General features: G+C 69.4%; 14 protein-coding genes. 8 read left to right on the top strand and 6 right to left on the bottom strand.

Annotated elements, in window-relative coordinates; all coding sequences use genetic code 11:
* Positions 1-7 precede the first annotated feature (7 nt).
* Both ACIA8G_RS27805 and ACIA8G_RS27800 read left to right on the top strand, forming a co-directional pair.
* Positions 8-535: a cysteine dioxygenase gene (locus ACIA8G_RS27805; RefSeq protein WP_396421609.1), complete on the top strand. Its 528-nt coding sequence runs from the start codon at positions 8-10 to the stop codon at positions 533-535.
* Positions 536-602: 67 nt separating this feature from the next.
* Positions 603-1,244: a hypothetical protein gene (locus tag ACIA8G_RS27800; protein WP_396421608.1), complete on the top strand. Its 642-nt coding sequence runs from the start codon at positions 603-605 to the stop codon at positions 1,242-1,244.
* Here ACIA8G_RS27800 and ACIA8G_RS27795 read toward each other — a convergent pair.
* Positions 1,231-1,848 (bottom strand): TetR/AcrR family transcriptional regulator, encoded by a 618-nt coding sequence (locus ACIA8G_RS27795; RefSeq protein ID WP_396421607.1) that lies wholly within the window; start codon positions 1,846-1,848, stop codon positions 1,231-1,233. The genes ACIA8G_RS27800 and ACIA8G_RS27795 overlap by 14 nt on opposite strands.
* A gap of 83 nt (positions 1,849-1,931) precedes the next feature.
* Between ACIA8G_RS27795 and cysD the strand changes: the two genes are divergently transcribed.
* From cysD to ACIA8G_RS27765, 6 genes are read left to right on the top strand one after another with little or no spacing between them, the layout of a single operon-like run.
* Positions 1,932-2,825 carry a sulfate adenylyltransferase subunit CysD gene (cysD, locus tag ACIA8G_RS27790; RefSeq protein WP_396421606.1) on the top strand — a complete coding sequence of 298 codons (894 nt, stop codon included), beginning with the start codon at positions 1,932-1,934 and terminating at the stop codon, positions 2,823-2,825.
* Positions 2,825-4,597, top strand: coding sequence for an adenylyl-sulfate kinase (gene cysC / locus ACIA8G_RS27785; RefSeq protein WP_396421605.1), 1,773 nt, complete (start codon positions 2,825-2,827; stop codon positions 4,595-4,597). The genes cysD and cysC overlap by 1 nt, the downstream gene beginning before the upstream one ends.
* Positions 4,598-4,655: 58 nt before the next feature.
* Positions 4,656-5,714 (top strand): DUF1214 domain-containing protein, encoded by a 1,059-nt coding sequence (locus ACIA8G_RS27780; RefSeq protein WP_396421604.1) that lies wholly within the window; start codon positions 4,656-4,658, stop codon positions 5,712-5,714.
* On the top strand, positions 5,711-6,862 hold the full coding sequence (locus ACIA8G_RS27775) for a sulfotransferase family protein (RefSeq protein WP_396421603.1): 1,152 nt from the start codon (positions 5,711-5,713) through the stop codon (positions 6,860-6,862). The genes ACIA8G_RS27780 and ACIA8G_RS27775 overlap by 4 nt, the downstream gene beginning before the upstream one ends.
* On the top strand, positions 6,862-7,641 hold the full coding sequence (locus tag ACIA8G_RS27770; RefSeq protein ID WP_396421602.1) for an SDR family oxidoreductase: 780 nt from the start codon (positions 6,862-6,864) through the stop codon (positions 7,639-7,641). Before ACIA8G_RS27775 ends, ACIA8G_RS27770 begins: the two co-directional genes overlap by 1 nt.
* Positions 7,638-8,096 carry an SRPBCC family protein gene (locus ACIA8G_RS27765; protein ID WP_396421601.1) on the top strand — a complete coding sequence of 153 codons (459 nt, stop codon included), beginning with the start codon at positions 7,638-7,640 and terminating at the stop codon, positions 8,094-8,096. The genes ACIA8G_RS27770 and ACIA8G_RS27765 overlap by 4 nt, the downstream gene beginning before the upstream one ends.
* A gap of 21 nt (positions 8,097-8,117) precedes the next feature.
* On the opposite strand, the gene ACIA8G_RS27760 is transcribed toward ACIA8G_RS27765, so the two are convergent.
* The 5 genes from ACIA8G_RS27760 to ACIA8G_RS27740 form a co-directional block, all read right to left on the bottom strand.
* Positions 8,118-8,330 carry a hypothetical protein gene (locus tag ACIA8G_RS27760; RefSeq protein ID WP_396421600.1) on the bottom strand — a complete coding sequence of 71 codons (213 nt, stop codon included), beginning with the start codon at positions 8,328-8,330 and terminating at the stop codon, positions 8,118-8,120.
* Between the two features lie 208 nt (positions 8,331-8,538).
* The gene (locus ACIA8G_RS27755; protein WP_396421599.1) at positions 8,539-9,030 is read right to left on the bottom strand and encodes a Pycsar system effector family protein; all 492 of its coding nucleotides are present in this window, start codon (positions 9,028-9,030) and stop codon (positions 8,539-8,541) included.
* A 4-nt stretch (positions 9,031-9,034) separates the two neighbouring features.
* A complete protein-coding gene (locus ACIA8G_RS27750; RefSeq protein WP_396421598.1) occupies positions 9,035-9,718 on the bottom strand; it encodes a VWA domain-containing protein in 684 nt (227 codons plus the stop codon).
* A 31-nt stretch (positions 9,719-9,749) separates the two neighbouring features.
* Positions 9,750-10,943 (bottom strand): hypothetical protein, encoded by a 1,194-nt coding sequence (locus ACIA8G_RS27745; RefSeq protein ID WP_396421597.1) that lies wholly within the window; start codon positions 10,941-10,943, stop codon positions 9,750-9,752.
* Positions 10,940-12,022, bottom strand: a complete 1,083-nt coding sequence (locus ACIA8G_RS27740) for a protein phosphatase 2C domain-containing protein (RefSeq protein ID WP_396421596.1) — start codon at positions 12,020-12,022, stop codon at positions 10,940-10,942. The genes ACIA8G_RS27745 and ACIA8G_RS27740 overlap by 4 nt, the downstream gene beginning before the upstream one ends.
* Between the last annotated feature and the right edge of the window lie 26 nt (positions 12,023-12,048).

Here is a 12,048-nt window from a genome sequence, read left to right as displayed (position 1 = left end):
CAACCTCATGCCTCGCCTGCTCTCGCCCGCCGCCGCACTGCTCGTCGGCGGCATCCGCACCGCTGTGACCGCCGGGGGTGACGACGAAGCCGTCGCCGCCCGCGTCACCAGGGCCCTGACCGGCCACCTCACCGATCCGCTGCTGCTGGACCCCGAACACCGGGAGCCCGACCCGAACGCCTACCGCCAGCACCTCCTGCACGTGGAGCCCGACGGGAGCTTCTCGGTCGTCGCGCTGGTCTGGCTGCCCGGCCAGGAGACCTGCATTCACGACCACGTGTCGTGGTGCGTCGTGGGCACTTACGTCGGAGAAGAACAGGAGACCACCTACCGGCTCGCGCGCGGTCGCCTGATCCCGTTGCGCCTGAACCGGACCCCGCAGGGCGTGGCGTCGTACCTGGTGCCGCCGGGGGACATCCACAAGGTCTGCAACAACTCGAGCTCGGTGGCGATCTCGATCCACGTCTACGGGGCCGACATCGGCCTGCTCGGGAGCAGCATCAGGCGCCGGTACGACCTCCCAGTGGGGCGCTAGTCAAAGCCATTGGGACGAACATCGGCTCCGCTGCTACCAAGTTCCACTGCTCCGGCGATAGAGGGGCGTGGAACCCGACCTGTGGTCGACGGCCGCCGAGGCCCTCGGCGAGCACGAACGCGACCAGGTGCTGGCACGGCTGGCGGGCACCGTCGTGCAGCCCGGCCAGACCGAGCGGCTCGCTCGAGGTGAGCGCGACGTCGTGTTCCTGCTGCCCGACCGGCTCGTGCTGGTGCGGCCGGATCCGTTCTGGACGGGTTCGTACGAGCGGGAGCAGGTCGTTCGCATCATGCTCGCCGCCGGCCACGTCCAGTTCGACCTGACCGACGGGTCGAACGTCGAGTTCTGGATCGACACGGACCTCACCCCGGCCGAGCCGTTCGTGCAGCAGGCCGAGACCTGGCTCGAGCCGGACAAGAGCTCGTCCGCCTTCGGGGTCGTCGCGTTCGGCCTGGCGATCATCATCGCGTTGCTCTTCGTCCTGGGACCGGTCGACCTGATCCCCGCGGACGGCCGGCTCAACGCCCGTTCGACCTGCGGCGACTTCCTGCGGGCCGGTCTCGACGAACAGCTCGAGGTGCTGAGACGGCTCTTCGGGCAGGTGGGCAGACCCGGCGACGCCGAGGCACCGACCACCCTCGACGCGTCACGCCGTCACTGCGGAGAACACGGCACCGCCACGCTGGACTCGCTCGTCACCGGGCGATGATGCCCCGCTCGATCGCCCCCGTCGCGAACTCGATGAGGTGGGCCGGCTTGACCCGGTTGATGCGCGCGCCCTGCAGCAACAGGTCGTCCGCCAGCCCGATCAGCGAGTCCCACACCCAGTGCGGCAACGCGGGATCATCGATCAGCTCCTGCCCGCACGCCTGCGCGGTCTCGGTCAACGCCCGCGCCAGCGCTTTGATCGTCTTGCGGTAGTCCTGGGCGGACCCGGCGACCTCCTTGCCCCGCCTGCCACCCGAGAGCACCTTCGCCTCCCACTGCGCGGCCGAGCGCCCGAAACGCCGCCACAGCTCGGTGACCTGAGGCTCGACCTCCCGCAGCACGCCCGCGATGCCCAGGTTCCTGTCCACGCCGGCGAGGGTGCGCTGCAGTTCGTCCAGGCGCCGTTCCATCAGCGCCGCGAACACGTCCTCCTTGCCGGAGAAGTACTGGTACAGGGTGCCGGAGCTGACGCCCGCACCCACCGCGATCGCGCGCATGGTCAGGCCCGCGTAGCCGTGCTCCTCCAGGATCAGCTCGGCCGACGACAGGATGTCCCGCCGCCTTCCCTCCGCGTCACCCCAGGCCGTGGTCTGCTCGGTGCTCACCCCCGGAGCATACGTTGAACAACGTTCAAAAGCATATTGAACGTTGTTCGGTTTGGCTCTACGCTCGCCGTGGAGGTGCTTGCATGAACCACCTGGATCGACTGGAGGCCGACAGCATCGACATCTTCCGCGAGGCGGTCGCGGAGAGCGAACGACCGGTGCTGCTGTACTCGATCGGCAAGGACAGCTCGGTGCTGCTTCACCTGGCGCGCAAGGCCTTCTACCCGTCACCGCCACCGTTCCCGCTGCTGCACGTGGACACCACGTGGAAGTTCCGCGAGATGATCACGTTCCGGGACGAGACCGCCAGCAGGCTCGGCCTGGAGCTGATCGTGCACCGCAACCCGGACTGCGTGGCGATGGGAATCAACCCGTTCGACCACGGTTCCGCGCGGCACACCGACCTGTGGAAGACCCAGGGATTGCGGCAGGCGCTGGACAAACATCGCTTCGACCTCGCGTTCGGCGGCGCGCGCCGGGACGAGGAAGCCTCTCGCGCCAAGGAAAGGGTCTTCTCGTTCCGCACCGCGCAGCACCAGTGGGATCCGAAGAACCAGCGCCCGGAACTGTGGCGCCTCTACAACACGCGGGTCGCGCCCGGCGAGAGCATCCGGGTGTTCCCGCTGTCCAACTGGACCGAGCTGGACGTCTGGCGGTACGTCGAACGCGAGCGGATTCCCGTGGTGCCGCTGTACTTCGCGGCCCGGCGGCCGGTGGTCGACCGCGACGGCACGCTGATCATGGTCGACGACGAGCGCATGCCGTTGCACGACAACGAGAAGCCCCGTCGCGAGCTCGTCAGGTTCCGCACGCTGGGCTGCTACCCGCTGACCGGCGCGGTGCGCAGCGAGGCGCGGACCGTCGCCGAGATCGTCGAGGAGATGCGGGCCGCGACCACCTCCGAGCGGCAGGGCCGGGTGATCGACCACGACCAGAGCGGGTCGATGGAGCGCAAGAAGCGGGAGGGGTACTTCTGATGGAACTTCTGCGGTTCATCACCTGCGGCAGCGTCGACGACGGGAAGAGCACGCTGATCGGCCGGCTGCTGTACGAGTCGAAACTGCTCTACGCCGACCACCTCGCGGCGCTCGAAGCCGACTCGAAACGCGTCGGCACGCGCGGTGGCGAGCTCGACTTCGCGCTGCTGGTCGACGGCCTGGCCGCGGAACGCGAGCAGGGCATCACCATCGACGTCGCCCACCGGTTCTTCGCCACCGAGGCGCGGCGGTTCATCGTCGCTGACACGCCGGGCCACGAGCAGTACACCCGCAACATGGTCACCGGGGCGTCCACCGCGGACGCCGCGGTGATCCTGCTCGACGCGCGCAAAGGCATCCTCAGCCAAACTCGCCGGCACGCGCACATCGTTTCCCTGATGGGGATCCGGCACGTCGCCCTGGCCGTCAACAAACTCGATCTCGTGGGCTACTCGCAGGACGTCTTCGCGGAGGCCTGCGCCGAGTTCGCCGCACTGGCCGAGGACTTCGACCTCACGTGTGTACCGATGTCCGCGACCGAGGGCGTCAACGTGGTCGGCCGCAGCGAGCTGACCCCGTGGTACGACGGGAGAACCCTGCTGCAGTGGCTGGAGACCGTGCCGGTCCGCACCGAGGAGGGCGGTCCGTCCCGGTTCCTCGTGCAGTGGGTCAACCGGCCGGACGCGACGTTTCGCGGGCTGTCCGGCCGGGTGCTGCGCGGCACCCTGCGCCAGGGCGACGAGATCCGGGTGCTCCCCGGTGACCGCGCGTCCACTGTGGACCGGATCGTCACGATGGACGGCGACCTTCCCGAGGCACCGACCGGCTCGTCGGTCACCGTGGTGCTCAAGGACGACGTGGACGCGAGTCGCGGCGACGTGCTGGCTCAAGCAGCGGACCCACCTGGCGTGGCCGACGCGTTCCAGGTCCGCCTGGTCTGGCTGAACGAGGCCGAGCTGATGCCCGGCCGGCAGTACCTGGCCAAGATCGGTGCCCGCACGCTCGGCTGCACCACCACGAAGTCGTTGCGGCTCAACGAGATCGGTGTCGCGGACGTGCACTTCGACGCGCCGGTGCCGTTCGAGGACTACCGCACCAGCCGCGACCTCGGTTCGTTCGTCCTGCTCGACCGGCTGACGAACGCGACGGTCGGCGCCGGGATGATCGACTTCGCGCTGCGCTCGACCGACGTGCGCTGGCAGACCATGACCGTGGACAAGCAGGCGCGGGTCGTGCGCAACGGCCACCGGCCCTGCGTGGTGTGGCTGACCGGGCTGTCCGGCGCGGGCAAGTCGACCATCGCCGACCTGATCGAGAAGGCGCTGCACGCCGAGGGCGGGCACACGTTCCTGCTGGACGGCGACAACGTCCGGCACGGGCTGAACAAGGACCTCGGGTTCACCGACGCGGACCGCGTCGAGAACATCCGGCGCATCGCCGAGGTGGCCGCGCTGATGGTCGACGCCGGGCTGATCGTGCTCGTCTCGTTCATCTCGCCGTTCCGGGCCGAACGGGCGCTGGCTCGCGAACTGGTCGCTGCGAATGAGTTCTGCGAGGTCTTCGTCGACACCCCGCTCAGCGTCGCCGAGCAGCGCGACCCGAAGGGCCTGTACGCGAAGGCCCGGCGCGGCGAGCTGGCCCACTTCACCGGCATCGACTCACCCTACGAACCGCCGGAGAACCCCGAGGTGCGGCTGGACACCACGGTGCTCAGCGCGGAGGCGGCGGCCGGTGTCGTGGTAGCGAGACTGCGCGCGCTCGGCGTCTGTTGAACGTTGTCCAGAATCGGGTATGTTCGACTAGAACACGTTCTAAATCTGGGAGGAAGTCGTGCCGGATCAGGCGTGGTCGCGGTTCTGCCAGGCGCTGGAGCAGGCCGGTCAGGTCGTGCTGTCCGAGCAGGCACCGGACACCCCGCTGGACCGCGCGGAGGGCTACCGGTACCTCGCCCGGCTCACCCGCGAGATGCTGTACTCCTGCCTGGACAACGCCGATCCCGACTTCCCGCGCTTCCACGAGCTCGACCTGGTGAAGCTCGGCGCGGACAACCCCGACAACGTCTACCTGTCGGCGAACATCCGCGGCGACAGGACCTACCGGATCACCGGAACCCGCGGCACCATCGCGTACTTCAGCATCGGCTCCAAGGCCAACCGGTACGCCAAGGACGGCACGATGGCGTCCACCGGCGAGCTGACCGACGCCGATCTGGTGACCTCGCCGGACGGCATGGTGGAGATCATCGCGAGCGCTGATCGGCAAGGCCAGAACTGGCTGCCGCTCGCCCCCGACTCGACCGGCCTGGTGGTGCGCCAGACCTATCTCGACCGCACCGCCGAGACTCCCGGCCGGTGGCACATCGAGCAGATCGGCGGCCCCGCCGAACCCGCGCCGCTCACGCCCGAGTTCCTGGCCAAGGCGTTGCAACGGGCGGCGTTGTCCGTGCACGGCACCGCGGCGACGTTCGCGCACTGGACGCGGACGTTCATGACGCGCCCCAACGAGCTGCCCGACTTCGGCCAGGAGATGTTCCAGCGCGCTGGCGGTGATCCGGAGATCTTCTACCTGCACGGCTACTGGTCGCTGCGGCCCGGCGAGGCGTGGGTGATCGAGACCGACGTGCCGGACTGCCCGTACTGGAACTTCCAGCTGGACAACTGGTGGATGGAGTCGCTCGACCACCGGCGCCGGATCACCGTCAACAAGCACACGGCGCGACTGGACGCCGACGGCCGGCTCACGATCGTGGTGGCGGAGCGCGATCCCGGTGTCCCCAACTGGATCGACACCTGCGGGCACAGCACCGGCACCGCGTTGCTGCGCTGGCTCGGTGCCGCCGAACACCCGATTCCGAAGTGCCGAGTGGTTTCCCTGGAGGAGCTTCGATGACAGTGAGGACCGCTCTGAACGTCGAGGAGCTGCTGGCGAAGGCCTGCGCGAAGACCGGGCTCTCGGACTTCGGCGACTACTGGTTCAGCGAGCCGCTGGACGTGCTCGTCAGCAGCCTCAACACCGAGGCCGCGTTGTCACCGCTGGGTTTCGAGCTGACGAAGCACCGTCTGACCGCGCTGCTCTCCGATCGCCTGCGGCTGCGCGAGTTGCAGCGCAAGAACCCGTCCGTGCTCGACACCGAGGTGCGGGTCGCGGCGGAGATCTGCGGCCTGCCGCGCACCGGTTCGACCCTGCTGCACCGGATTCTGGCCGCGTCCCCGCAGGTCACCTCCACGCTGTCGTGGGAGGTCGCCTACCCGATCCCGTTCCCAGGCGAGGGACCGGACGCGGCGCTGCGCAAAGCCCGCGCGCGGGAACGCATGGAGGCGTTCGCCCAGCTCTCCCCCGACTTCGGCGACCTGCACACGGTCGTCTGGGACGGGCCGGAGGAGGACGTGATCCTGCTCGACCGGACCTTCGTGTCGATGAGCTTCGACTCGTTCTACTGGGTGCCCGGCTACGGCGACTGGCTGCGCGCGGCCGACCAGCGCCCGGCCTACCGCGAGCTGCGCGAGTGGTTGCAGGTGCTGCAGTGGCAGAACCCGGCACGGGCGGGCAAGCCGTGGGTGCTGAAGTCACCGCACCACCTGACCGCGGTGGACACCGTGCTGGACGAGTTCCCCGGTTGCAAGATCGTCATGACGCACCGCTCACCGGTCAACGCCGTGCCGTCGTACGCCTCGATGGTGCGCGCGATGACCTCCCAGTACAGCGCCGAGGCCGATCCCGTCCGAATAGGACGGTACTGGTCGCGCCGGTTCGCGCGCACCCTGCAGGACTTCGCCTCCGCCCGCGCGGCACGCCCGGACCGGTTCGTGGACGTGCGTTTCGCGGACACCGTCAGCAAACCACTGGAGGTCGCCCGCCAGGTGCTCGACGCACTGGGTCTGCCAGCGGGCCCGGCCGACGACGCGGCGTTCGAGGCCTACCTGGCGCGCAACCGCACCGAACGGCACGGCTCGCACTCCTACGCGCCGCAGGACTTCGGGCTGTCCGAAGCCGAGCTGGGGCGCGACTTCGCCTTCTACTCGGAGGTTTACCTGTGATGCTCCAAGACGAGGTCGTGGTGATCACCGGCGTCGGACCGGGCCTCGGCGCGAAGCTGGCCGTCCGCGCCGCCGCCGAGGGCGCGAAGGTCGTGATGGCCGCACGCTCCGCCGACGTGATGAAGCAGGCGGAGAAGGACATCACGGCCGCCGGCGGCGAGGCCGTCGGCGTGCAGTGCGACGTCCGCAAGCCGGAGGAGGTCGCCGCGCTGGTGCAGACCGCCGTCGACAGGTTCGGCACGATCACCGGCCTCGTCAACTCGGCGTTCGGGCACGCCGGCTTCTCCGACCTGCTCGACACCCCGGAAAAGGCGATCCGCAGGTCGATGGACATCATCCTGTACGGCGCGCTGAACGTGACCCGCGAGGTCGTGCCGCACATGAAGGCCGCCGGCCGCGGCTCGATCGTCAACATCGGCACGATGACGACCCGCAAACCGATGCGCGGCGAGGGCGGCTACGCCGTGGCGAAGGCGGCCATGGCGACCGCGACCCAGTTCCTCGCACTGGAACTCGGCCAGCACGGCATCCGCGCGAACCAGGCGGTCATGGGCTGGCTCGACGGACCGGGCGTGCGCTTCTTCCTGAAGATGACCGCCGACGGCCGCGGCATCAGCGAGCAGGACGTCTACGACGAGATCGCCGCCCGCAACCCGCTCGGCCGCATCCCGACCGACGAGGCGTGCGCCGGCGCGGTGCTGTTCCTGTTGTCCCGTCATGCCTCCGAGGTCACCGGCGCGACGCTGGACGTCAACGGCGGGGAGTACATGCCGTCATGACGCATCTCATCGAGTCCGTCACCGTGGAGATCGACGCGCCGGCCACGTTCGTCTGGAGCGTGCTGATCGACTACGACCACTATCCACAGTGGAATCCGTACACCTCGTCCGTGGCCACGACCCTGGCCGTCGACTCCCCCATCGACCTCACCCTGCCTCGCCCCGACGGCGGCGAGGGCACGTGGGTGAGCCGCGAGTTCATCCGCGTCGTCGACCCGCCCCGGCTGCTGCGTTACGACACCGGCGACACGTTTCCCGGTCTGCTCGGCACGCGCGACCAGGTGATCACGCCGCTGGGCTCGGATCGGTGCAGCTACCACACGTTCGAGACGTTCACCGGCAAGTACGCCGACGCGATCGTCGCCGCGCAGGGCGACTACGTGAAGAAGGGGTTCGACTCGGTCGCTCACGCGTTGCAGGGCCGGGTCGCCGCACTCAGGGCACGCGTTCGTTGACCGGTCACCACCATCGAGACCTCACTGATCCCCCAAATGCCATCCACCCGAACAACACGACCGCCGCCACCCCGCGATCGCCAGCACCACCGCACCCATGATCGCACCGGCCGAGGCCGTCACCGGAATCCGCCAGAACCCGTACGACAGGTCCACATAGGACTCCATCACGAACGCGGTGGCCGGGTCCAGCCCCATCCAGTACCCGGCCGTGACCAGCTCCGGTTGCCGCACGTACGCCGCCAGCTGTTCGGGCGCGCCCGGAACGGCTCGGCGTCGAACCGCGCCCGTTCAGCGGCGGTGAATCCGGCCGTCGCCACCGCGAGATGCCGCACGACCAAGGCGGCCAGCCAGACCAGCGGGCCGGCCACCAACGCGAGAATCCTCATGCCCCGCAACGCTAGGCAGCTCCCCCGCGAAGGACATCGGACCAGGGTCCGAGCTAGACGAAAAGAACCGTCCACGCCAGGAAACTCACAGCGCCCACCGCCCACGCCCACGTGGCGACGTACAGACACCGGAACTTCGCACGCGCGATGCGGGCGAGGTCGTGTGCGGTGCGCCAGCCCTCGGCACCGGGAGCACGGCACACCCTGGCGCGGTACTGCTCCAGACTCACGGACGCGACCACGGGCCAGGAGTAGCGGGAGAACCCGTGCTTGCGCGCCCGTGGCCGCAGGGCCACCACCAGGGCGGCCACGGCGACCACCACCGCGAGCACGGACAACCCGATGGCGATCACCCGCACCCACGCCATCGTCGTGGTCGGCGGGAAGGCTCCCCGGATGACGGTCCGCTGGCTCGCCAGGCCGCCTCCGAGGAGCGTCGTCGCCGTCGCCAGCAGTCCCGCTTTGGTGTCCGCGTTGGACACCCAGGCGCTGAACTGCGTGATCGCCAGCTGCACCTGCTCGTGGTCGTGGCGTTGCCGCGCCACCGGGTCAGTCCATGTATTCGAGCGGGATGGTGGTGAAGCCCTCGATGTCCTTGGGGATCTGGAGCTGCTCGGCCTTGGCCGACGCGACCAGGGTGCGCACCATGCTCGCGATGACCTCGGTGATCGCCTCCTTCTCCTGCGTCTGCGCGTCCGCCATGAAGGCGCCCTTCGTGGCCACCCTCGCCAGCACGTCGCGGTCGGCGTTGCCGAAACCCCAGCTGATCACGTGCGGGTGCCGGCGCCAGTCCTTGGCGGTCAGGTTCTTGAAGGCCCGGTCCCACGTCGCCTCCTCGTCGGTCGGAATGCCGTCGGTCATCAGGAACATCGCGGGACGCAGCACGCCCTTGCCGCTCGCGGAGAGCCTGGGGATGTCCTCGTCGATGCGCTGGCGCACCAGGTCGAACGCGGCTCCGTAGTTCGTCCTGCCGCTGCAGGTGAACTGCGGAATGGCCTGCAGGTCCTGGATGTCGGTCATCTCCACCACCACCTCGGCGTGGTTGTTGAAGCTGATGATCGACATGTGCGCGAACTCCGAGACGCGCGGGCTTTCGACGACCGAGTTGTAAAGGAACTCCAGGGTGTCGTTGAGCGTCTGGGTGTGCTTCTCCATCGAGCCCGACGTGTCGAACACGAGGTAGGTCGGCAGGCACTTGGTCTTCGCCGCGGACTGCGGGAGGAGGTCGGTCATCGTGGTCCTTTGCTGTGCGGTGTGGGCCGGGTCAGAAGATCGCCTGAACGATGAAGACGATGAGCAGCACGAGGACGACCAGGCCGCCCAGGAGGACCAGGCCCCCGATGATGACGTCGGCGGCGTCGCTGGTGCTCTGGGTGGCCGGCTTCGGCTGCGGCTTCGGAACGCTCGGGACGTGGAACGGCGGAGTGGGTCGTACCGGCGCCGGTCGCTGTGGCGGGGTGGGACGCGACGGCGGTGCGGGACGTGCTGCGGGCGCGGGGCGCGACGGCGTGGTGCGGGGCGGCGTCTTCCTGCCCACCTGCTTCCAACCGGTGACGTTGGTGCCCGTGGTCGAGGCCGATGAAGGGCCGGACTGCGTCATCGCGGCCAGGATCGTTGCCACCGTGGGGCGGGCCTCCCGGCTCCTGGCGTTCACGGTCGTGGCGAGGATCTGGCCGAGGCCGGGCATCCCGGCCCCGAGAGCCTTCGCCTGCGCCGTGCTCACCGCGGCGGCGGGCTCGCGTTCGCCGGACAGGCAGCGCGCGACGAGCAGCGCCAGCCGATACCGGTCGGTGGTGTTGTCGATGCGCCCGTGCTTGGGCGCGAGGTGGTCCTCCCAGTTCGGCGTGTTCACCCACGGCCGCGAATCGAACGCGCAGGTGTCGACGTCGATCACGTACCCGTTGAAGTCGGAGGTGCTCCAGAACGCGTTGGCGTAGGACCAGTCGGCGTAGACGATCTTCTCCTGCTCGAAGATCGCGGCCACCGCGGCGATGTCCCTGCACACCGTCAGGCGCCGCTCGAACGTCATCCTGGGCAGGCCGCGCTTCGCCTGCTGGGCGTCGTCCTTCGCGAGCCAGTCGATCGCGAGCGGCTTGCGCTCGCCGGTGCCGGTGAGGCTCTGCAGCGCGAAGCTGAACTTGGCCGGAGCACGCGGAAGCAGCACACCGACCGTGCGGTTGTGTTCCACCACCCTCGACAACGGCCAGCAGCTCGCGCGGGTGAGCAGCTCGCGATCGGAGGCGCCCAGCCTGCGCGTGACGGCGATCAGCCGGTCGATGCGGATGTCGTCGGCCGACGTGCACGCACCTTTGCGGTACTCCTTGAAGAGCACGTCGGGGTCGATCGCCAGCGGAGCGATCTGCACTGACTCCCCGTCGTCCTTGCTGAGCGGCGGCAGCAACGGACCGAGCGCGGACCGCTGCGTCACGGCGGTGAAGGTGGGCTTCGAGGTCGTCATCGGCGTTCGCCGCCCCCGCACCAGACGACCACGGCGGTGCGGTCGTCGACCTGACCTGGTGCCTCGTAGGAGACGTCCAGCAGGAACGACGCGAGAGGCGGCGGCGTGCGCCAGCGGCGGCTGAACCACTCCGCCGCACCCGGCACGTCGCCCCACACGTCGCTGACGCCGTCGGTCATGACCGCGATGGCGCCCGTCACCTCGTCCTGGTTGAGCACGACGCGATCGGGGTGGTGCGGCAGGAACGCGTCGAGCGTGTTGCGGTCCAGGCCTGCCTTGTCCGCCCCGGTGAGCCTGCGCCAGCCGCCGTCGCGCAGACAGGCCGCGCTGACGTCTCCGACGGTCGCGAACCACACGGGCCGCCGTCCGTCCGGCTGATCCCCGGTGGTGGGAACGATGGCGACGATCAGCGCGGTCAGCACCTGGTCCACCGCACAGCCGAGCTGTTTGGCGGCACCGGCCACGTTGCCGGCCACGGCCTTGAACACCCCGCGCAGGTCGAGCTGCTCGGGACGGGCACCGTGGTCGAGTTCCTTGCGCACGAGATCGACGGCGGCGCGGACGGCGACGGTCGCGCCGACGTCGGACCGCTTGGCCGCGGACATCCCGTCGGCCACGGCGACGATCAGGTACCTGCCCCTGGCGTCCCGGCCGATCCGGTACGCGTCCTGGCGTGCTTCGGCCGGCTCCTCGCAGCGGTGGTCGGGGCCGACCACGGACGCGGCCCGGACATCGAGGTCTCCGATGCGGATCTGGTCCGCGGCCACCCCCGACTGCGCGGGCTCCGGCTGCAGGTACCACGGCCGCTTCGCCGCGTCCGGGGTACCGCCCAGCACCGGTGGCACCATCGCCGCGGGATCGCCTGCGGCGAAAGGGTTCGCTCTCGGCTTGACCTCGACGGTGACCCTGCTCCCGGCCTCCGGCTGATCACGTCGTTCGCGTGGTTCCGGTACCGGAGCCGGCTTGGGCCGTGGTGCTTCGTGGCGCGGTTCGTACTGGCCGATCCGCTGCCCCTGCCGCTCAGGCCGGCCGTCCAACGAGTTCTCGCCGTCCTGCTGCTGGTGCACGACCGCCTTCATTCGCCTGAACAGAAAGCGGTCGAGCC

The sequence above is a fragment of the Lentzea sp. NPDC051213 genome, from assembly GCF_044455585.1.
GTDB lineage: Bacteria > Actinomycetota > Actinomycetes > Mycobacteriales > Pseudonocardiaceae > Lentzea.
This window is presented reverse-complemented; position numbering and strand designations above follow the sequence as displayed.